Genomic DNA, 20,534 nt, shown 5'->3' with positions numbered 1-20,534 from the left:
ATTTCCGGTTTATTTCCGGGCGCGGCTGGGGCGTAATGCCGCCGTTGATCTCGCCAGCCCGGATACCGCCCATGCATCGCCGCCTGTTTCTGACCGCTGTTGTGGCGCTGGCCCTGTCTGCGACGGCCTGCGCCCAGGCTGTGCCGCGCGACGAGGCGGGCAATCCGCTCGAGGCCCTGACCGTCGTCACCGACAGCGGCGAGCACGCCTTCTGGGTCGAGATCGCGGATACGGACGAAAAGCGCGCCCGCGGGCTGATGTTCCGCGAGCCGCTGGCCGACGACCGGGGCATGCTGTTCCAGTTTCCCGACATGGCCGAACGCAATTTCTACATGGCGAACACGCCCAGCTCGCTGGACATCATCTATGTCGACGATCAGGGCCGCATCGTCTCCATCGCGCGCCACACCACACCGTTCTCGCCCGCGCTGATCCCGTCCTACGGGGCCGCCAAGGGGGTGCTGGAGGTTCGCGCCGGCCGCACCGAGGAGATCGGCGCCGAACCGGGGGATGTTGTGCGCCATCCCTTCTTCAACAACGCCGACTGACGGATCGCGGGCGATTGCAGACGGGCGATTGCGGGCCGCGCCCCGCCGTGCCTATAAGCCCCGCCTGATCGGAGCGTAGCGCAGCCTGGTAGCGCATCTGCTTTGGGAGCAGAGGGTCGCAGGTTCGAATCCTGCCGCTCCGACCAGTTGCGTCTCATGAGTCAAGTTCGCCCTTTCGGGGCGTGACTCAGGACACACTGTCCCAGCAAGGCTCCAGCGCCTCCAGAGAGGCTCTCGCCCACTGGTCCATTTCCCCGCCGATGACCTGGAAGGAAAACCGGACCATAGCCCCGGAGGGCGCCTGACTCGTTCCGGTAATGGTGGTGAAGCGACCGTCGGCAATCGCCAGCGGGGGACGCGTATATCTGCTGACCGCGAGCGTCACCGGCGGCAATTCGGCCATTTGCTCCAGGACGGTCAGGGCGGCGGGACAATCGAGCGAGGTCGTCTCCACTTGCCGATTCGTCTCGATCAGCCGGACGATGCGGTAGGGCTCGCGGGTCCCGTCGATCTCACGCACGGCGATATCGAACTCGACCCGGCTAATCTGCTGCCCGTGATGGTCGCTCACAGCCCATGGGGCCGCCGTCTGGGCGGCGGCCGCGCACGATGTGAGAAGCATCGTGGCGGATATCAAACTAGCTCGAACAAGGTTCTGCATCGGGATTCACCTCCGGTCCGCGGTCTGTGCCCAGCTTGTCGTCCTTGCCGTAAGCGAATACGGAATATCGCGGCGGAGAGTAGCGGGTGTCCAACTCGACGATATACATGGTTAGACGATCAGGGTGCCCACCAGTCTCGCCTAGCCAATTATAGTAGTCGTTAAACAAATCCCAGTCTGCTGCCGAAGGTCGACCGGTCTCGTGGCCCGGATGGCTGTGGATGAACCCGATCAGATTGGTCGGGGTCTTCGTCTGACGCAGGAAAACCCAATCTGGGCCCCAGCAGGAGGGCGTCTGAAAACAATTCATGCCCTGATCAATTATATTGATGGATATCATAGAGCGCGACTATCACCGGGAGCGGCGACGACATTCGCAGGCGCGATCGGTGATGCAGCGGTCCTTGTCCTTTTGTGCGAGCGTCCATGTTGATCGCCGAGCCGAAGCCGAAAAGCGAACGCCAGCGTCTGGAGATGCTCGCCTCCCTGTGCCTGATGAACGCGCCGCAGGAGCCCATTTTTCAGGAATTGACGCGGCTGACGGCTGAAATCTCGGGCGCGCCGATCGCGCTGGTGACCCTGCTGGCCGAACAACGCCAGTGGTTCGCGGGCAGCACCGGCCTCGACATCTTCGAGACGTGCCGCGCGGATTCCTTCTGCACCCACGCCATAGAGCAGCCGCAGGAGCTCATGTGGGTGGAGGACGCGCATCAGGACCCACGGTTCGCGCACAATCCGTTCGTGACGGGTGAGCCCTATATCCGCTTCTACGCCGGTGTGCCCCTGTTGGTGAACGGCTGCGCGGTGGGCACCCTGTGCGCGCTGGGGCCTGAGCCCAGGGTCTTCGATCCCGCCCTGTCCAGCCACCTCAGACGCCTGGCTGCAATCGCCGCCGCAGAGCTGGATCAACGCCATCGCATGACGGCGGTCCGATCGGCCCTCAATGCGTCCGCCGACGCCCTGGTCGACTGCGACCAGGACGGCAGGATCGTCGGCTGGTCGGGCGGCGCCGAAACACTGTTCGGCCGGAGCCGCGCCGAAGCGCTGGGTGAGAACGTCGAGATCATCATCCCCGAAGACATGCGATCGGCGCACGGTGCGGGCATGGCCCGGTGGCGGCAACAGGGGGGCGCCCGCCTGGGCCGTCGCCTTGAGCTGACGGCCATTGGCCATGACGGGCGACCCATCGAGATCGAACTGTGGATGTCGGTCTCGCACCAGCAGGACGGGGCCCGCATCCACGCCAACATCCGCGATATCTCCGAGCGCAAGGCCCAACGCACTGCGCTGTTGCAGGCCAAGGCCGAGGCGGAGGCCGCCAGCCTCGCCAAATCGACCTTCCTCGCCAATATGAGCCACGAGTTGCGCACGCCCCTGAACGGCGTCACCAGCATGGCCGATCTGCTGGCCACCACCGAACTGACGTCGCGACAGCAAGAGATCAACGACATCATCGTGGCGTCCTCGCAGCAACTGAAGGGTCTGATCGGCGACATTCTGGATCTGGCGCGCATTGAATGCGGCGAGCTCTCGCTGGTCGAGGAGCCCACATGTCTCGCGGCCCTGATCCAGTCGGTGGTCGACCTGTGCGGGCTTCGGGCGGCCGAAAAGGGCGTGCATCTCAGCGCCGATATCACACCCGACCTGCACGAGCGGGTGATGGTGGATGCGATCCGCCTGCGGCAGGTGCTGACCAATCTGGTGTCCAATGCGGTCAAGTTCACCGAGGTGGGCTCGGTCCGTCTGGGCGTCACGGCGTCGGGCGGCCGATATCGGTTCGAAATCTCTGACACCGGAATCGGGTTCCGGCCCGAACAGGCCGCCGAGATCTTCAAGCCCTTCCAGCAGGCGGACGGCACGATCACGCGGCGCTTCGGCGGCACCGGTCTGGGGCTGGCCATCTCCAGCGATCTGGTGAAGGCCATGGGCGGCGAAATCCAGTGTCGCGGACTGCCGGGAGAAGGGGCGACCTTCTGGTTCGAACTCAGCCTGGCCTCGGCGATGGCTGCAGAGACCGCCGACTCGCCGGCGTCAGGAGCGGCCCTGGGGCCGATGCGGGTGCTGCTGGCCGATGACAACGCCACCAATCGGCGGGTGGTGGAGCTGATTCTGGGCGCGCTGGACGCCCGGTGCGTCACGGTGGAGGACGGCGCTCAGGCCGTGGCGGCCTTCGAGGCCCAGACCTTCGACATCGTCCTGATGGACATGATGATGCCGGTGATGGACGGGCTGACGGCGGTCCGCGCCCTTCGCGCCGTGGAGGCGCTGGAGGGACGGCCGCGAACGCCGGTGCTGATGCTGACGGCCAACAGTTTCCCCGAGCACATCGCCGAGAGCCTGGCGGCCGGCGCTGACCTGCATCTGGCCAAGCCCATCACGGTGGGGTCGCTGATGGAAGCCATCGCCAGGACGCAGACGGAACCGGTTGAGCCTGCCGACGCCGTGAAATCCGCCCAGGCGCCGCCCCCTAAACCATCCACCCCATGTGCTCGGCCAGGATGAACGTGCCGATGCCGATGAGGGCGAGGCCGCCCAGAAGCTCGGCGTGTTTGCCGATGCGGGCGCCGACGCGGGCGCCGATCAGCATACCCAGGGTCGTCAGGGCGAAGGTGGTCAGGCCGATGCTGAGGGCGATGATCCAGATGTTCACCCCGATGAAGGCCAGGCCCACGCCCACGGCGGCGGCGTCGATGCTGGTGCCCACCGCCGTGGCGATCAGGGGCATCAGGCCGCGGCGGGCAGGGGGCTGATCCTCGCGCCGGGGCCGCACGCCGTGCCAGACCATGTGCGCCCCGACGCCCGCCAGAAGCACGAAGGCGATCCAGTGGTCGACCTGCTGCACCACGCCGGCGGCGATCAGGCCCAGGCTCCAGCCGATCACCGGGGTGACCGCCTCGACAGACCCGAAGATCAGACCGGCCCGTAGCGCCTGGGCCAGCGACGGCCGGTGGGCGGCGCCGCGTCCTACCGATGCGGCGAAGGCGTCGGCCGACATGCTGAGCGACAGGATGGCGATGGCGCCGGGGGTCATGGGCTCACTCCACCGGACGACGAGACGCGCATCCCACGCCGCCGGTGAGACGGTGGGACGCGCTGGTCTCGCCAGGCGGATGACTCCGCTGACCACGCCACGCGCCGGGGCGCGAATGTGTTGACGTGGTCCCGGCACTCAAGGCGGCCGGCGGCTACTCCCCAACGGGAGCGCCTGACTAGCGCCTGAGTCTTTCCCATTCAAGCGGCGGGACGCCGCATGGGTTGCCTTCGGGCGATTCGTCCGGTCCTAAGACACCCATGAACCCCATCGACTACGCCTTTCTTGCGGTCGCGGTGCTGCTGTTGTCCACGGTGCTGGCGGGCAGCCTGTCCAGCCGGTTCGGCCTTCCGGCCATGATCGGATTTCTGGCGCTGGGAATGATCGCGGGCTCGGACGGGCCGTTCGGCATCGTGTTCACCGACTATGCCTTCGCCCAGGTGATCGGGGTGGCGTGCCTGGTGTTCATCCTGTTCTCCGGCGGGCTGGACACGGACTGGAAGCTGGTCCGGCCGTCGGCGGGGCCGGCGCTGATGCTATCCACCGTCGGGGTCATGATCAGCGCGGGCGTCGTCAGTCTGGCAGCGGTGTTGCTGCTGGGGTTCACGGTGACCCAGGGGTTCCTTCTGGGGGCGGTCGTGGCGTCGACCGACGCGGCGGCGGTGTTCGCCATCATGCGGGGGCAGGGGGGCGGCGACCTGCGCGAGGACCTGACCGGGTTGATCGAACTGGAGTCCGGCTCCAACGACCCCATGGCGATCTTTCTGATGGGGGCGGCCCTGATCCTGGTGGTGACGCCCGACGCGTCGCTGTTGCCCTTCGTGCCCCAGTTCATGACGCAGATGGGGCTGGGCGCGGTGCTGGGCGTGGCGATCGGCTATGCCCTGCCGTCGCTGATCAAGCGCATGCGCCTGCGCACCAGCGGCATGTCGCTGGTGGTGTCCATCGGGGCGGCGCTGCTGAGCTACGGCCTGACCGCCGTGCTGGGCGGCAACGGGTTTCTGGCGGCCTACATCGCGGGCATCGTGGCGGGCAACCGCGAGTATCAGGCCCGCCGCACGATCGGCCTGTTCCAGGACGGTCTGGCCTGGCTGGCCCAGGTGGTGATGTTCCTGACGCTGGGGCTGCTGGTGTTCCCGAGCCAGCTGGGCGGGGTCGCTGCGCCAGGCCTGGCCATTACGGCGGTGCTGATGCTGGTGGCGCGGCCGATCAGCGTGTTCATCTGCCTGGCGCCGTTCAAGCGGTTCGACTGGCGAGCCAAGCTGTTCGTGTCGTGGGCGGGCCTGCGCGGCGCGGTGCCCATCGTGCTGGCGACCTTTCCCATCGTGGCGGGCGTGCCGGGGTCGCAGACCATTTTCAACATCGTGTTCTTCGTGGTGATCGTGTCCAGCCTCGTGCAGGGGCCGACCCTGGGCTGGGTGGCGCGCAAGCTGGGCGTGAACGCGGCGCGGGCCGTCCCGGCGTGAGCATGCTGGACCCCCGCGTCGGCGCGCGCTATCTGGGCCGCTTCTGACATCCAGATTCTTCAGGGTCCGCCATGCTCGCGCGCATCTATCGTCCCGCCAAGACCGCCATGCAGTCCGGCCGCGCCAAGACCCGCGACTGGATTCTGGAGTTCGAGCCGAACACGGCGCGCAACAACGACCCGCTGATGGGCTGGACCTCGTCGACCGACATGAACGGCCAGGTGCGCCTGACCTTCGATACGGCTGAAGAGGCGGTGGCCTACGCCGAGCGGCACGGCATTCCGTTCCGACTGCACGAGCCCCAGGCCGCGCCGGTGATCCTGAAAGCCTACGCCGACAATTTCGCCCCCGGCCGCAAGCAGCCCTGGACCCACTGATCCTGTTTGCGGCCACCGCGCTTCGTGCGTGGTTTTTCGTTGCGGCTGCCGCGCTTTGCGCTACTTCACCGCATGCCTGACGGCGCCCGTAGCTCAACCGGATAGAGCACCCGCCTTCTAAGCGGACGGTTGCAGGTTCGAGTCCTGCCGGGCGCGCCATGCACAGCGGCGATGACGGCGGGACGTCAAGCCGTCGTCGGCGTCTCGTCGTAGTGTGCGTCGAGGAAGGCGCGAACCAGCCGCTTCACAAGCCATGGGTTCACATGCCGGCCGTCGCTCTCGTAAAAGGCGTTGGGGCCGTTCGCCATGGTGATTTCGTACGAAGGGAAGTAGCGGACGTAGTCCATTTCCCGATCAAGCGCCCCCAGCACCGCGCGCAGGATGGCCTTGTTCTCGGTCGTCGCGACATAGACGTCCTTGCCGATGAAGGTCCGGGCGATCCCCACGGGCGATACGGTCGCGAAGATGCGCGCATGCGGACGCACCTGCCGCATGACTTCCACGGTGCGCTTCATGTTCGCGTAGTTTTCTTCGTAGGTGGACATGCGGAACTCGGTCTCGTCCGACCCGCCGCCGCCGCCATAGGCGGGGCGCTGACAGGCCACGAGCCCCGTCTTCTTGTTCACGAAGGTTTCGGTCAGTCCCATGGTCATGAAGAACACGTCCGCGTTGCGGATGCCCTCGTCCATGATCGCATTGACGTGTGAGATGGCTTCCCGAAGGTCGTCGGGGGTGCGGCCGAAGACGAGACGGCGGTACGGATCCTGATAGATCGGCTGGTCGCTGCCCCAGATGAAGTCCTTGGGCAGGGTCCAGTAGTCGTCCGGGTCCTGGGTCCACGCGCCGATGTGCCGGTCCATCTCCTGCCGGATGGCGAAGCTGTTGTAATAGTTCATGTGAGGACGGCCCGGCAGGGTGTCGATCTTGTACCGGTCGTCGGCCATGGGAACAGCCTTGTAGTTCGGGCCGACCTTGATGCCTTCCGCCTCGAGACCCATGCGAATCCGCTCGGCGAAGCAGCTTCCGATCACATAGAAGCGGTCGTTCTGGTTGAAGGCTTTTTCGTGCTCCAGCGTAAGCAGCTTCTCGCGGTGATGGACTTCCCATTTCGCATTGGGCTCGGGCCAGGCCTCCAGCTTCTCGATGTAGGGCGGCAGTTTGGGCTCCACCGCACCGAGTGGCGCCTTTTTCGGTTTGATGTCAGCCATTTTGAAGTCCCAAATCTATGTCGCTCTTAGTGCTTTAATTCGATGCGATGACTCTGGTTGCAGTCGTATGCAGCTATTCGGGTATTGGATGGCGGGCCGGCTGTCGTCGAAACGCGGCTTGGCCCTCGCTGTGGCCCAGGCCCGCTTGCTGACATTGCTCCGGGAGAATACAGGTTCTGCAGACTTTCGAAGGGAAAGCCCATGGCGTTCGGCGACAGGATTCTGGTTCAGGCGCGCAACTATTCTGTTCAGGTCGAGGGGCTGGCGGCGGCGGAGCTGAACCGCAACCTGAGTGATTACCTCCCGCCCAATTACGCCACGCGAAAGATGGCCGAGGCTTATGGCGGCTATACCCGCAAGCGCACCAACACCAACGACGAGTACCTGTTGCTGCGCCAGACCTTCACCGAGACCCGGTCCAAGAGCCATCAGGTGTTCAGCTCGGTCATCGCCGACCACGTGCCGTCCGAGAAATACAATCTGGCGCGCAGCATGTTCGATGTGGCGGACCAGCCGAACACCATTCGCGGCGCGGTCCGGTCGCTGCAGAAGACCGGCATGTGGAAGGCGAAATTCTCGATTCCGCCGGCCATTGTGGAGAGCCTGCGCGACAAGGTGTTGGGTCGCATGGAGGCTATCCACGGCGAGCGCCTGACCAACATCCTGAGCGGCTCACCCGAGGCGCCGCCCCAGATCAAGTCCAACTTCTCCTGGGTCACCAGCTTCGGCGAGATGTACGAGGTGGCCGCTGATCCGCTGCTGCTGACCATCGTGCACCAGTACATGGGCGTGCCGCCGATCTTCGACGTGCCTGTGGCCTTCGTGAACTCCAACGTGCCGGTCAACGCCAAGGACCTGTCCGATACGGCGCAGCTCTATCACCACGACATGTACCGGCTCGGGTTCGTGAAGCTGTTCATGTATCTGACCGACGTGGGACCCAAGGACGGCCCGCACGCCATGATCTCCGGCACCCACCGCGAACGCCCGGACGCCCTGTGGGCCGACGGCCGGCACACCGATGAAAGGGTGGCCCAGCATGGCCTGCTGGATCAGGAGGAGCGCATCACCGGCCCGGCGGGGACGCTGTTCCTGGTGGACACCAGCGCCCTGCACAAGGGCGTGCACCCGGAAGAGAACTATCGCGTTCTCGCCCAGGTGCAGTACGCCAATTCGCTGTACGGCCATCCGATCGCCGACGCCGGACGGCCGTTCACCGCTGCGCGCAAGTCCGATGACCCTGACGTCATCGCCGCCGCCGACCTGGTCAAGACCTATGCCGAAAAGGTCGGCGTGCGGTTCATGCAGGGGATGATCTGAGACGGCGCGAACGCCGGATCACTGTTCGGCGGCAGGCGGTGATGGGGTCGTCGGCCCGATCGCCAGCGATCCATCGTAGGCCCCGTCCCGGATCGGTGTGAGATCGATTCCTCGCCGGTTCTGATCATGCAGGGGCGTCCGGTCCTGGGGCCCACAGGCCTCGGCGCTGCAACTCCAGGAACTGCCCCCCTGCTGGATGATAGCGAGGGACAGTGTTTCGGCAGCGGGAAGATGCGCCGCGGCGGGCAACAGGTCGAAGTCCTCAAGCCGGATTCTGGCGGCGTGAACGTTGCCGACCAGCACCAGCACACGGGACTCCGGGCGCCCCATGGCGGCCTGTGCGAGCAATGCCGCCATTTCCAGCTCGTGGTAGTTCTGATCGAAGCCGGGTGGGCGCTGGGTGTCCGGCAGAAAAGCGGCCAGCGCAATGTCGCGGCCTTCGGCTTTCAGGCGCCTGATCGACAGCATCATCTCAAGCATCGCAAGGCTGGAGCGGCCGTCCGCCCGTTCCAGATTCCAGAACGATGTCTCACGCAGGATCGCAGTCGCCGATGCGTCGTCGGGCGCGTCGAGGAAGGCGTCGAGTTGCGGTTGTATCCCCGCGCTGAACTCGAGCGCGACGGTGACCGGGCCTTGTGACGCCGCCTCGCAAACCAGCCCTGCGAAGGCGGCAGGCGCCTCTCTCGTTCCGTGCATTTCGCCGACGACGATGTAGCGGGCTTCCCGATCCCAGATCGCGGCCGCGCCATCCAGAGCGCTGCACAGCGAGGCGGCCAGAAATGCAATCCCGATCATCTTCGTCTCCCAAGCGGTCTGTTTTCACCGATCAGGCTAGCATGCGGCCACGACGTCGCAATCGACGCCGCGTCAGGGCCAGGGCCACCCCGTCAGGGCCTGATCCAGATCGGCGATCAGGTCGTCGGGGTCCTCCAGGCCGATGTGCAGGCGGATCAGCGGCCCCTCCAGGGCTGCCGGATGGCGGCGCAGGGTCATCTGCCCGGTCTCGTGGGTCGCCAGGCTCTCGAAGCCGCCCCAGGAATAGCCGAGGCCGAACAGGGTCAGGGCGTCCAGCAGGGCTTCGGCCTCCGTCTCCGTTCCGCGGTTCAAAACGACGCCCATCAGGCCCGCCGCGCCGGCATAGTCGCGCGCCCAGAGGTCGTGGCTGACCGAGCCGGGCCGGGGCGGGTAGAGCACGCGGGCCACCTCGGGTCTTTCCTGGAGCCATTGCGCCACCTGCAAGGCGGATCGCGCGTGTTCTGTCATGCGCAGCGGCAGGGTGCGCAGGCCGCGCAGGGCCAGCCAGGCCTCGTCCGGGGCGGTGTGCCAGCCCAGATCCTCGATGGTGTTGAAGACCGCCCTGCCGATGCGCGCGTCGGCCACGGACACGGCGCCCATCAGCAGGTCGGAGTGGCCCGCCGCATATTTGCTGACCGCCTGCACGCTGACGTCCACCCCGTGAGCCAGAGGCCGGAACGCCAGACCGGCGGCCCAGGTGTTGTCCATCACCGTCAGCACGCCCCTGGCCCGCGCTGCGGCGGCGATGGCCGCGACGTCGATCATCTCGAAGGTCAGGGAAGCGGGGGATTCGATCAGAAGCAGTTTCGCGCCGTCCAGTGCGGCGATGATCTGGTCCGTCGAGGCGTCGGCAGGGTGATAGCGCGTGGTGACGCCGCGCGCGGCCATGTGGCGGTCCAGAAAACGACGGCTGGGGCCGTAGACGGCGTCGGTGGCGACCACGGTGTCGCCGGGCCGGGTCAGGGCGACGATCGGGATGGTGACGGCGGCCAGGCCCGTGGGCGTCAGCCAGGCGTCGATCCCGCCCTCCATCTCGGCGATCAGGGCGCGCAGTTCGTGCTGAACCGTCATGCCGTCGATGCCGTAGACGGGCCCCAGCGAGGCATCCCGCAGGGTCGAGGCGCTGGGGTTCAGCAGGGTCGAGGCGCGCTCGATGGGCGGGTTGACCGGACGGCGGCCCTGCGTCGGCTTGCGGGTCGCCGAACGGATCAGGCGGGTGCGGTCGGAAGGGGATCGGCTCATGAATGGGCCCGTGTGGCGGTGAAAGGCGCCTCGCGGGTTGCGGAGGCATGCCAAAGACTTCTAACACCGCAAGCACGGTTCATACGAAGGCGAGGATGATGATCGTGCACGCATTTCGGGCGGGGCTGGTGACGGGGTTGCTGATGCTGGCGGCCTGCGGCGACGGCGAGTCCGGGCGTGAGGCGGCCGATCAGGCGCCCGACGCCCCGCTGGCCGCGGAGGAGGCGGCCGAGGCGAGCGAGACCCTGGCTGCGGTGCGCGCCCGCGGGCGGCTGAATTGCGGCGTGCATGAGGGGCTGGTGGGCTTCGCCTACACCGACAATCGCGGACAGTGGCGCGGGTTCGACGTGGACTTCTGCCGCGCCACGGCCGCCGCTGTCCTGGGCGATCCCGATGCGGTGCGCTTCGTGCCGCTGTCCATCGGGGACCGTTTCGAAGCCTTGTCGGACGGGCGCATCGACGTGCTGTGGCGCAACACCTCCTGGACCATGGCGCGCGATGCGGGCGAGCGGATGGAGTTCGCGGGGGTCAACTATTACGACGGGCAGGGCTTTCTGGTGCGTCGCTCGCTGGCCCTGACCAGCGCCGCGGAGCTGGACGGCGCGCGCATCTGCGTCCAGTCAAACTCGACTACCGCCCTGAACCTGCAGGACTACTTCTCGGTCAGGAACCTGCGCTACGAGCCGGTCATGACCGCCAGCGAGGAGGAGGCTCGCGAGGCCTACGCCGCCGAGGACTGCGACGCCTTCACCGGCGACGTGTCGGCCCTGGCGGCGGCGCGGACCATGATGAGCAACGCCCAGGCCCACGCCATTCTGCCGGAGGTGATCTCCAAGGAGCCGCTGGGGCCGGTGGTCCGGCGCGGCGACGACCAGTGGGCCGACATCGTGCGCTGGACCCTGAACGCCCTGATCCTGGCGGAGGAACTGGGCGTGACCCAGGCGAATGTGGACAACCTGGCCGAGAACTCGCCCGACCCGCGGATCCAGCGGCTGCTGGGAGCCCAGGACGGGTTCGGCTCCATGATGGGTCTGTCCGACGCCTGGGCCCACGACGCCATCGCGGGCGTCGGAAACTACGGCGAGATCTTCGATCGCAATCTGGGTGAGCGGTCGTCGTTGAATCTGGCCCGGGGCCTGAACGCGGGGTGGAACGCCAATCCGCGCGGTCTGATGTACGGCCTGCCCATACGCTAGGCGGCTCTAGCCTGTCTGAACCGGAACGTCCGGCCGGGCGCCCCATTCGGCCCACGACCCGTCATAGACCGCGCTGTCGCGATCCAGCACGGCAAGAGCAAGGCTCAGAATGGCCGCCGTGACGCCCGAGCCGCATGTGGTGATGACTGACTGGTCGGGTCTGAGCCCCGCGCCGTCGAAGATTCCGGCGAGGTCCTCGCGCGTCCGCAGCGTGCCATCCGGGTTCAGCACATCGCCGAAGGGCGCGTTGATCGCCCCCGGCATGTGGCCGCTGCGCAGGCCGGCGCGGGGTTCGGCCGCCACTCCAAGAAAGCGCGCCGCGGGGCGGGCGTCGATCACCAGAGCGGCGGGATCTTCCAGAGCACGCCGGACCTGGATCAGGTCGGCGACGCTGTCGGGGTTTAAGTCGGCCTGGAACGTGGCGGGCGGGAGCGAGGTCGCCGGCCCCGTCTCGACCGGGCGCCCTTCGGCGATCCATTTTGGCAGGCCGCCATCCAGCACCCGCACTCGCCGCGCGCCCATGGTGCGGAAGGTCCACCAGACCCGCGCCGCTGAAAACAGGCCGCGTTCGTCGTAGACGACGATGTGGTCGTCCTGATCGACGCCCATGGCGCCCGCCGCCGCCGCGAACGCCTGGGGCGACGGCAGCATGTGGGGCAGGGGACTGGCGCGGTCCGCCACCGCGTCGATGTCGAAGCGCACGGCGCCGGGGATGCGCGGGTCGTCGTCGCCCGGACGGCTTCCGTCCATGCGCCAGCTGGCGTCGATGATGCGGACATCAGGCGCATCCAGAAGGGCGGAAAGTTCGTCTGTAGAGAGCAGGGGATGGATCATGGGGCAGACTAGCATGACGGCGGCGGTTGGGACGGGGGCCTTGCGTCTGGTGCTGGGCGATCAACTCAGCGACGGTCTGGCGGGCCTGCGCGATCTGGACCCCGCCCGCGACGTGGTGCTGATTGCCGAGGTCGAGGGCGAGACCGGCTATGTGCGCCATCACAAGCAGAAGATCGCCCTGGTGCTGGCCGGGATGCGCGCCTTCGCCGGGCGGCTGGCCGAGCGGGGCGTGACGGTCCGCTATGTGCGGCTGGACGATCCGGACAACCGCCAGTCCATCGTCGGTGAACTGTCGCGGGCCGTCGAGGACCTGAAGCCGGAGCGGATCGTCCTGACCGAGGCGGGGGAATGGCGACTGGCCGAGGCGTTTCGCGCCTTCGTCGCCGACTGCGCCGCGCCGGTCGAGATGCGGGAGGACGACCGCTTCCTCTGCGGCCACGTGGTGTTCCAGCGCTGGGCCGAGGGGCGTCGACAGTTGCGGATGGAGTTCTTCTACCGCGAGATGCGGCGGCGGACCGGCTTGCTGATGGACGGCGACGAGCCCGAGGGCGGCCGCTGGAATTTCGACGCCGAGAACCGCAAGCGGCTGCCCGCCTCCATCGCCCCGCCGTCGCGGCTGCGCTGTCCGCCGGACGACGCCACGCGCGCGGTGATCGCCATGGTCGAGGCGCGGTTCGGGGATCACTTCGGCGATCTGGACGCCTTCGGCTGGCCCGTCACCCACGATCAGGCCGAAGCGGTGCTGGCGGATTTCCTGACGCGCATCCTGCCCGGCTTCGGGGACTGGCAGGACGCCATGGCCGAGGGCGCGCCGTTCCTGTGGCACGGGCTGATCTCCACGGCCCTGAACATGGGCCTGCTGGACCCGCTGGACGTCTGCCGTCGGGCCGAGGCGGAATACCGCGCCGGGCGCGCGCCTCTGAACGCGGTTGAAGGCTTCATCCGCCAGATTCTGGGCTGGCGGGAGTTCGTGCGGGGCGTCTACTGGTTGAAGGCGCCGGAGTATCTGCGCCGCAACCATCTGGACGCCGACCGGGCGCTGCCGTGGTTCTTCTGGTCGGGCGAGACCGACATGGCCTGCGTGGCCGACGCGGTGAAACAGGCGCGGCGCCACGCCTATGCTCACCACATCCAGCGCCTGATGGTCACGGGCAATCTGGCCATGCTGCTGGGGGTGCACCCGGACGCGGTGGACGAGTGGTACATGGTGGTCTTCGCCGACGCCTATGAGTGGGTCGAGATGCCCAACACGCGCGGCATGGCCACCTTCGCCGACGGCGGCATCGTGGGGTCGAAACCCTATGCGGCCTCGGGGGCCTACATCGACCGCATGAGCGACTACTGCAGCGGCTGCGCCTTTGACGTGAAGGCGAAGTCCGGGCCCGGCGCCTGTCCGTTCAACCGGCTGTACTGGGGCTTTCTGGAGCGCAACCGGGGGCGTCTGCGCGACAATCCCCGGCTGGCCATGCCTTACCGGACGCTGGAGCGTTGGTCAGAGGATCAGCGCGCGGCGCTGGTGCGCGAAGCCGAGGATGCGCGCACCGCACTGGGGGCGGTGAAGCCGGGCTGAGCCCTCAGTTTCGGGTCAGCGACAGTTGCACCACATTGATCCGGTCGGCGCGGAAGCCGGCCTCGCAATAGGCCAGGTAGAAGCGCCACAGCCGCCGGAACCGCTCGTCGAAGCCCATGCGCTGGATCTGGTCCCACGCGCTCATGAACCGCTCGTCCCAGCGTTTCAGGGTGTCGGCGTAGGAATGGCCGAACCGCTCGATGCCGCTCCACGCCAGACCGGAGCGCTCCACGATCGGCTGCAGCACCGCCTCGCTGGGCAGCATGCCGCCGGGGAAGACGTACTTCTGGATGAAATCCGTGCGCTTGTGATAGTCCGCGAACAGGGCGTCATCCATGGTGATGATCTGCAACGCGGCGCGTCCACCGGGCGTCAGCACCTCGTGGATCTTGTCGAAATAGGTCGGCCAGTATTCCTGTCCCACCGCCTCGAACATCTCGATGGAGGCGACCCGGTCGAACCGGCCCCGGACGTCGCGGTAGTCGATCAGCTGGATGTCGGTCCGTTCGGACAGCCCGGCCTCGGCCAGACGGCGCGTGGCGTAGGCGTGCTGTTCGGTGGAGATGGTGATGGCGGTGACGTGGGCGCCGACTTCCTTTGCCGCGTACTCCGCGAACCCGCCCCAGCCGCAGCCGATCTCCAGCACCTTGTGGCCCGCCTTCAGGTCCATGGCCTGCGCCAGGCGGGCGTATTTGCGGGTCTGGGCGGCCTCCAGGGCCTCACCCGGCGTCTCGAAGACCGCCGAGGAGTAGGTCATGGTCCGGTCCAGCCAGGTCTCGTAGAAGGCGTTGCCGAGGTCATAGTGGGCGTGGATGTTCTTGCGCGCGCCCTCGCGACTGTTGCGGTTCAGCCGGTGCCGGGCCCAGTGCAGGGCCTGCATGACCACATTGCCGTCGAACAGCCGCTGGATGCTCTCATAGTTGCGCACCAGAACCTCGAGCAGTCCGGCCAGATGCGGGGTGTCCCACTCGTCGGCCATGTAGCCCTCGGCGAATCCGATGTCGCCCGAGGCCAGCACGCGCCTGGCGAAACCGTAGTCCTTGACCACAAGGGTGGCGGACGGTCCGGGCTCCTTGCCCTTGAGCTCATGCACGGCGCCGTTCGGCAGGCGCACGGTCAACCGCCCGATGGCCCAGTTCGCGGCCAGAAACTTCAGAAGAAAGCCGAACCCGGTGGGCGTCCGCGCGGCGGTCTCGGCGATGTCCGGTGTCACAGCGGTCATGAGAACCTCCCCTCAGTCCTTGTCCCGTGCGGGCTTGATGGCCTCCAGAGCGTCCAGGGCGCGTTTTCGCGCCATGGCATGATCCACCATCGGGGCCGGATAGTCACGCCCGAGCCGGATCCCCGCGGCCCCCAGAACCTCTTTCGGCGCGGTCCAGGGCGCGTGGACCCAGCGATCTGACAGCCCGGCCAGTTCAGGAATCCAGCGTCGTACATACGTTCCGTCCCCGTCGAATTTCTCGCCCTGGGTCACGGGATTGAAGATGCGGAAATAGGGCGCGGCGTCCGCGCCCGATCCGGCGACCCATTGCCAGTTCTGAATGTTGTTTCCCATGTCGGCGTCCACAAGGGTGTCCCAGAACCAGGCCTCGCCCTCGCGCCAGTCGATCAGCAGGTCCTTGATCAGGAAGGACGCCACGATCATCCGCACCCGGTTGTGCATCCAGCCGGTGGCCCAGAGTTGGCGCATACCCGCATCAACGATGGGATAGCCGGTCATGCCGCGCTTCCACGCCTCCAGACCCTCGGCGTCGTCGCGCCAGGCCATGGCGTCGAACTCGGACCGGAAGGCGCGTTCGGCCATATAGGGGAACTGGTGCAGCAGGTGGGTGGAGAACTCGCGCCAGCCCACTTCGCTGACGAACTTCTCGGCCTGTTTGGCCGGAACGCGGCCTTCCTCAGTTGCCTGACGCGCGGCGCGCACCGCCCGCCATGGGCTGATTTCGCCGAAATGCAGGTGAGGGGACAGGCGGCTGGTGCCGGTCTTGCCCGGCACGTCGCGGCCGTCGCCGTAGGCCTTGAGCGGGCCGGCCAGAAAGCGCGCCACGGCTTCGCGCGCACCCGCCTCGCCGGGGGTCCAGTCAAAGCCGCCGGACCAGTCTGGCCGGGTCGGGTGCAGACCCCAGTCGTCGACCGCTTCGCTCTTCAGGCCTTCGACGCCGTCGAGGGCGCGTGGCCCCTCGCGCGGCGCGGGCTCTTCGGCGACCTCAAGCAGCGCCTTCAGGAACGGGGTGAACACCTTGTAGGGGGCGTCCTGACCGGTGCGCACCGAGCCAGGCCGGGCCAGCATCGTGCCGTTGAAGCCCCGGCACGCCACGCCGTCGGATTTCAGCCCCTGGGCGATCTCCGCGTCCCGCTCCCAGGCTGCGGGCTCGAACATGCGGTTCATCAGCACGGTCCGCGCGCCGGTCTCATCGATAATCGCCCGCAGCGCCGCCTCTGCGTCGCCGGACCGCAGCACGAGCGGCGCGCCGCGATGCTGCAGGTCGGCGGCGAGGGCGCGCAGGGACTTGTCCAGCCACCATTTCGACGCCGCGCCCATGGGGCGTCCGTCCAGCCGCTCATCATGGATGTACAGCGGAACCACAGGGGCGCCGGTCGCCGCCGCCTCGGTCAGGGCCGGATTGTCCGCGATCCTGAGATCACGCCGGAACCAGACGATGACGGGCGGCGGCGGGGTGGAGGTCATGATCGAGCTGGCGGCTTCCAAGGGGGCAGACCGGACAGATACGCGGCTGCGTGCTCACGGACGCAACCGTCGGGTGTGCGTTGTCGCACAAAGCGGCGGTGGCGGCTTCACCGGGGCCGGGCCGCGTTCCCGGATGACCGCGGGGGCGGCGACGGTTCAGGCTGTCGGCGGCTTTGACAAGCCTTGCGTCTGCCGCAGGGCCTCGAACAGGGCGATAGCCGCTGATGTGGCCAGGTTCAGGGAGCGGGCTTCGGGGCGAATCGGAATGAACAGCCGCGCGTCTGCGGCATCGTGAACGAAATCCGGCGCGCCGGCGGTTTCACGTCCGAACAGCAGACGGTCGTCCGGGCGAAAGGCGAAGTCGGTCATGACCTGCGCCGCCTTCGTCGTGAACAGAATCAATCGTCCCGGCGGTCCAGCGTCGCCATAGGCGGCCCAGTCATCATGCAGGGTCATGTGCGACAGGGGGCCGTAATCCAGCGCCGCACGCTTCATGGCGCGGTCGTCCAGGGCGAAGCCCGTGGGCCGGATCACGTCCAGCGGAACCCCGAAACAGGCCGACAATCGGATGCAGGCGCCCACGTTCTGGGGAATGTCAGGTTGAAAAAGGGTCAGACGCATTCTAAGGCCCTCATACGCGCGGGGCGGGGCCTTGTCGCGGTCTGTTTGCGAACGCTTCGCATCGAAGCGCCAGTGACTTGCGGCGAACCGCCGCAAAGCCAGGCCGAGGCATGGACTGAACAGCCCCGCAGGGTTTACGCACCACATCGACGGTCCGTTCCGGACCGGCGCTGGGTTCTGCAGAGGTGAGACATTGGCCGAATCGGTCGTGCATCCTGAGGGTGAGGGGCAAGACGCCACCCGCCGAGACTTCATCCACATCGCCGCGGGGGCCGCTGCGGCCGGCGCCGGCGTGGCTGCGGTCTGGCCGCTGATCAATTCCATGAACCCGGCGGCCGACACCCTGGCCCTGGCGTCCATCGAGTTCGACCTGACCAAGGTTCAGGAAGGCCAGCAGGTGGTGATCAAGTGGCAGGGCAAGCCGGTGTTCGTGCGCTACCGCACCCCGGCCGAGATCGAGCGCGCCCGCGCCGATGACACCGCCGGCCTGCCGGATCCCCAGACCGACGCCGAGCGTGTGATCGAGGGGCGTGAGCAGTATCTGGTGCTGGTGGGGTCCTGCACGCACCTGGGCTGCGTGCCCACCTTCGGCACCGGTGATTTCGGCGGCTGGTTCTGCCCGTGCCACGGGTCGCACTACGACACCTCGGGCCGTATCCGCCGGGGTCCGGCGCCCACGAACCTGGTGGTGCCGACCTATGAGTATCTGAACGACACCCGGATCCGGATCGGCTGAGCGCGGACGTAAGAGAGATCATGAGCGACCACGAATCCACCTACGTCCCCAAGACCGCTTTCGAGCGGTGGATGGACAGCCGCCTGCCGATCATTCGTTTCGGCGCGGACTACATGAGCCTGCCGACCCCGAGGAACCTCAACTACTGGTGGACCTTCGGCGGCATCCTGATGCTGTGCCTGGGCATCCAGATCGTGACCGGCATCCTGCTGGCCATGCACTATGTGCCCAACACAGAGATGGCCTTCGAGTCCGTCGAGCGCATCATGCGCGACGTGAACGGGGGCTGGCTGATCCGCTACGTCCACGCCAACGGCGCCTCGATGTTCTTCATCGCGGCCTATATCCACATGCTGCGCGGCCTGTACTACGGCTCGTACAAGGCGCCGCGCGAGATGATCTGGATCGTCGGCTGCCTGATCTTCTTCCTGCTGATCGGCACGGCCTTCCTGGGCTACGTCCTGCCCTGGGGTCAGATGTCGTTCCACGGCGCGGTGGTGATCACCAATCTGATCGGCTCGATTCCGATCGTGGGCGGCCCGATCCTGACATGGCTGCAAGGCGGCCCGGCCATCGACAACGCGACCCTGAACCGCTTCTTCTCGCTGCACTATCTGCTGCCGTTCCTGATCGCCGGCTGCGTGGTGCTGCACCTGTGGGCCCTGCACCACGCCGGCCAGAACAACCCCGTCGGCATCCTGATCCCCAAGGACCGCCAGGCCAAGGACACCCTGCCTTTCCACCCGTACTACACGGTCAAGGACGGCTTCGCGGTGATCCTGTTCCTGCTGCTGTTCTCGTATTTCGTGTTCTTCAACCCGAACGCCCTGGGCCACGCCGACAACTTCATTCCCGCCAACCCGCTGGTGACGCCGGCGCACATCGTGCCCGAATGGTACCTGCTGCCGTTCTACGCCATCCTGCGCGCCATCCCCGACAAGTTCGGCGGCGTGGTGGCCATGTTCGGCTCCATCGGCATCCTGTTCGTGCTGCCGTGGCTGGATCGGTCGCGCATCCGTTCCATGCGCTACCGCCCGATCATGAAGGTGCTGTTCGTCCTGTTCGTGCTGAACGGCTTCATCCTGGGCTGGTGCGGCGCGGAGCTGCCCGACGCCCATGTGATCGGCAACTTCTCCACCTTCACCGTCTATGACGGCGACCTGAACAGCTTCCTGTGGCTGGGCCGTTTCGCGACCCTGTTCTACTTCGGCTTCTTCCTGGTCATGCCGTTCGTGGCCCTGAAGGAGAAGCCGCTGCCGGTTCCGAGCTCCATTTCCGAACCCGTCCTGGCCCCCGAGGCCGCCATCGAGAAGAAGGGTTGAGCGCGATGACGCGTCCTGTCGCCAAAGCCCCCCGCATGGCCGTGAAGGCCGCCCTTGTCGCCGCCGTCGCGGCCCTGGGTCTGACCGCCGCTTCGCCCGCGTTCGCCGCGGGTGAGGCCAAGCATCCGCGCTCGGGCAACTTCAGCTTCGAGGGACCGTTCGGCACCTTCGATCAGGGCCAGCTGCAGCGGGGCTACAAGGTCTACCGCGAAGTCTGCGCCGCCTGTCACGGCATGGATCTGCTGTCCTTCCGCAACCTGGCGGAGGAGGGTGGACCGTTCTGGGATCCGCACGAGAGCAATCCCAACAACAACCGCTTCGTGCGCGCCCTGGCCGCCGAGTTCGAGATCGCCGACATCGACTCCGAAACTGGCGAGGCGCTCTTCCGTCCCGGCACGCCGGCTGACGCCTTCCCGAACCCTTACCCCAACGCCACGGCTGCGGCCGCAGCCAACGGCGGCGCCTTCCCGCCTGACCTGTCGGTCATGGCCAAGGCCCGCCACGACGGGGCCAACTACATCTATTCGCTGCTGTCCGGCTATGAGGAGGCCCCTGCGGGTCTGCGCATCGCCTCGGGCCAGTACTACAACCCGTATATGGCCGGGGACATGACGCCCTTCTGGGACGGTGATCCGGACCATGTGCCCTACGGCGGCTTCATCGCCATGCCCAACCCGCTACGCGCGGGTCAGGTGACCTATGACGACGGTGTCGAGGCGACGGTCGACCAGATGTCGCGCGACGTGTCCGCCTTCATCGCCTGGGCGTCAGACCCCCGCGCGGTGGAGCGCAAGCGCACCGGCCTGGCGGTGATGATCTACCTGCTGTTGTTTGCGGGTCTGACCTACGCGAGCTACCGCCGCATCTGGCGCGGCGTCGCGCACTGAACCTCGTCGTGATTTGACGGTGACGATGCCC

The 20,534-nt window shown here is 67.1% G+C and carries 19 protein-coding genes, 2 tRNA genes and 1 riboswitch; of the genes, 12 read left to right on the top strand and 9 right to left on the bottom strand.

Annotated features, from left to right (window positions below):
- The first annotated feature begins 71 nt into the window (after positions 1–71).
- Together ACK4SE_RS07735 and ACK4SE_RS07730 are read left to right on the top strand one after the other, a co-directional pair.
- The gene (locus ACK4SE_RS07735) at positions 72–548 is read left to right on the top strand and encodes a DUF192 domain-containing protein (protein WP_409690756.1); all 477 of its coding nucleotides are present in this window, start codon (positions 72–74) and stop codon (positions 546–548) included.
- A 69-nt stretch (positions 549–617) separates the two neighbouring features.
- Positions 618–694, top strand: a tRNA-Pro gene (locus ACK4SE_RS07730).
- A 41-nt stretch (positions 695–735) separates the two neighbouring features.
- On the opposite strand, the gene ACK4SE_RS07725 is transcribed toward ACK4SE_RS07730, so the two are convergent.
- Positions 736–1,119 (bottom strand): hypothetical protein, encoded by a 384-nt coding sequence (locus ACK4SE_RS07725; protein ID WP_409690753.1) that lies wholly within the window; start codon positions 1,117–1,119, stop codon positions 736–738.
- A 516-nt stretch (positions 1,120–1,635) separates the two neighbouring features.
- Between ACK4SE_RS07725 and ACK4SE_RS07720 the strand changes: the two genes are divergently transcribed.
- Complete coding sequence (locus ACK4SE_RS07720; RefSeq protein ID WP_409690750.1) at positions 1,636–3,711, top strand: ATP-binding protein; 2,076 nt, start codon at positions 1,636–1,638, stop codon at positions 3,709–3,711.
- Here ACK4SE_RS07720 and ACK4SE_RS07715 read toward each other — a convergent pair.
- Positions 3,677–4,240: a manganese efflux pump MntP family protein gene (locus tag ACK4SE_RS07715; RefSeq protein WP_409690748.1), complete on the bottom strand. Its 564-nt coding sequence runs from the start codon at positions 4,238–4,240 to the stop codon at positions 3,677–3,679. The genes ACK4SE_RS07720 and ACK4SE_RS07715 overlap by 35 nt on opposite strands.
- Before the next feature lie 4 nt (positions 4,241–4,244).
- Positions 4,245–4,405: riboswitch (yybP-ykoY riboswitch) on the bottom strand.
- Between the two features lie 95 nt (positions 4,406–4,500).
- Between ACK4SE_RS07715 and ACK4SE_RS07710 the strand changes: the two genes are divergently transcribed.
- The 3 genes from ACK4SE_RS07710 to ACK4SE_RS07700 all read left to right on the top strand — a co-directional run bounded on the left by ACK4SE_RS07710 (position 4,501) and on the right by ACK4SE_RS07700 (position 6,242).
- On the top strand, positions 4,501–5,706 hold the full coding sequence (locus ACK4SE_RS07710) for a potassium/proton antiporter (protein WP_409690745.1): 1,206 nt from the start codon (positions 4,501–4,503) through the stop codon (positions 5,704–5,706).
- 71 nt (positions 5,707–5,777) lie between these two features.
- A complete protein-coding gene (locus ACK4SE_RS07705) occupies positions 5,778–6,083 on the top strand; it encodes an ETC complex I subunit (RefSeq protein WP_409690742.1) in 306 nt (101 codons plus the stop codon).
- An 82-nt stretch (positions 6,084–6,165) separates the two neighbouring features.
- Positions 6,166–6,242, top strand: a tRNA-Arg gene (locus ACK4SE_RS07700).
- Between the two features lie 26 nt (positions 6,243–6,268).
- Here ACK4SE_RS07700 and ACK4SE_RS07695 read toward each other — a convergent pair.
- On the bottom strand, positions 6,269–7,291 hold the full coding sequence (locus ACK4SE_RS07695) for a GSCFA domain-containing protein (RefSeq protein ID WP_409690740.1): 1,023 nt from the start codon (positions 7,289–7,291) through the stop codon (positions 6,269–6,271).
- A 201-nt stretch (positions 7,292–7,492) separates the two neighbouring features.
- On the opposite strand from ACK4SE_RS07695, the gene ACK4SE_RS07690 reads away from it, so the two are divergent.
- Positions 7,493–8,611, top strand: a complete 1,119-nt coding sequence (locus tag ACK4SE_RS07690; protein WP_409690737.1) for a hypothetical protein — start codon at positions 7,493–7,495, stop codon at positions 8,609–8,611.
- 18 nt (positions 8,612–8,629) lie between these two features.
- Here the strand turns inward: ACK4SE_RS07690 and ACK4SE_RS07685 are convergent, their stop codons facing one another.
- Both ACK4SE_RS07685 and metC read right to left on the bottom strand, forming a co-directional pair.
- On the bottom strand, positions 8,630–9,406 hold the full coding sequence (locus ACK4SE_RS07685; RefSeq protein WP_409690735.1) for a hypothetical protein: 777 nt from the start codon (positions 9,404–9,406) through the stop codon (positions 8,630–8,632).
- A 72-nt stretch (positions 9,407–9,478) separates the two neighbouring features.
- Complete coding sequence (gene metC, locus ACK4SE_RS07680; RefSeq protein WP_409690733.1) at positions 9,479–10,648, bottom strand: cystathionine beta-lyase; 1,170 nt, start codon at positions 10,646–10,648, stop codon at positions 9,479–9,481.
- Positions 10,649–10,746: 98 nt separating this feature from the next.
- Between metC and ACK4SE_RS07675 the strand changes: the two genes are divergently transcribed.
- Complete coding sequence (locus ACK4SE_RS07675) at positions 10,747–11,844, top strand: amino acid ABC transporter substrate-binding protein (RefSeq protein WP_409690731.1); 1,098 nt, start codon at positions 10,747–10,749, stop codon at positions 11,842–11,844.
- Positions 11,845–11,850: 6 nt separating this feature from the next.
- Here the strand turns inward: ACK4SE_RS07675 and sseA are convergent, their stop codons facing one another.
- Positions 11,851–12,678, bottom strand: coding sequence for a 3-mercaptopyruvate sulfurtransferase (gene sseA / locus ACK4SE_RS07670; RefSeq protein WP_409690728.1), 828 nt, complete (start codon positions 12,676–12,678; stop codon positions 11,851–11,853).
- On the opposite strand from sseA, the gene ACK4SE_RS07665 reads away from it, so the two are divergent.
- Positions 12,677–14,248, top strand: coding sequence for a cryptochrome/photolyase family protein (locus ACK4SE_RS07665; protein WP_409690725.1), 1,572 nt, complete (start codon positions 12,677–12,679; stop codon positions 14,246–14,248). The two genes, sseA and ACK4SE_RS07665, sit on opposite strands and share 2 nt — an antisense overlap.
- 4 nt (positions 14,249–14,252) lie before the next feature.
- Here the strand turns inward: ACK4SE_RS07665 and ACK4SE_RS07660 are convergent, their stop codons facing one another.
- The 3 genes from ACK4SE_RS07660 to ACK4SE_RS07650 form a co-directional block, all read right to left on the bottom strand.
- A complete protein-coding gene (locus tag ACK4SE_RS07660; RefSeq protein WP_409690722.1) occupies positions 14,253–15,470 on the bottom strand; it encodes a class I SAM-dependent methyltransferase in 1,218 nt (405 codons plus the stop codon).
- A gap of 12 nt (positions 15,471–15,482) precedes the next feature.
- Positions 15,483–16,937 (bottom strand): cryptochrome/photolyase family protein, encoded by a 1,455-nt coding sequence (locus ACK4SE_RS07655; protein ID WP_409690719.1) that lies wholly within the window; start codon positions 16,935–16,937, stop codon positions 15,483–15,485.
- A gap of 156 nt (positions 16,938–17,093) precedes the next feature.
- Positions 17,094–17,558 (bottom strand): tRNA (cytidine(34)-2'-O)-methyltransferase, encoded by a 465-nt coding sequence (locus tag ACK4SE_RS07650; protein WP_409690716.1) that lies wholly within the window; start codon positions 17,556–17,558, stop codon positions 17,094–17,096.
- A gap of 193 nt (positions 17,559–17,751) precedes the next feature.
- Here ACK4SE_RS07650 and petA point away from each other — a divergent pair, with 193 nt between their 5' ends.
- Genes petA through ACK4SE_RS07635 form a run of 3 tightly spaced genes read left to right on the top strand, consistent with a single transcriptional unit; the run spans position 17,752 to position 20,503 of the window.
- Positions 17,752–18,294, top strand: coding sequence for a ubiquinol-cytochrome c reductase iron-sulfur subunit (petA, locus tag ACK4SE_RS07645; protein ID WP_409690713.1), 543 nt, complete (start codon positions 17,752–17,754; stop codon positions 18,292–18,294).
- Positions 18,295–18,314: 20 nt separating this feature from the next.
- The gene (locus tag ACK4SE_RS07640) at positions 18,315–19,616 is read left to right on the top strand and encodes a cytochrome b (protein WP_409690710.1); all 1,302 of its coding nucleotides are present in this window, start codon (positions 18,315–18,317) and stop codon (positions 19,614–19,616) included.
- 35 nt (positions 19,617–19,651) lie between these two features.
- Positions 19,652–20,503, top strand: coding sequence for a cytochrome c1 (locus tag ACK4SE_RS07635; protein WP_409690801.1), 852 nt, complete (start codon positions 19,652–19,654; stop codon positions 20,501–20,503).
- The last annotated feature ends 31 nt before the right edge of the window (positions 20,504–20,534 follow it).

Origin of the sequence: Brevundimonas sp., assembly GCF_046293315.1 — a bacterium.
Classification (GTDB): domain Bacteria; phylum Pseudomonadota; class Alphaproteobacteria; order Caulobacterales; family Caulobacteraceae; genus Brevundimonas.
Note: the sequence above shows the minus strand (reverse complement) of the source record. Positions and strands in the feature narration are given on the sequence as shown.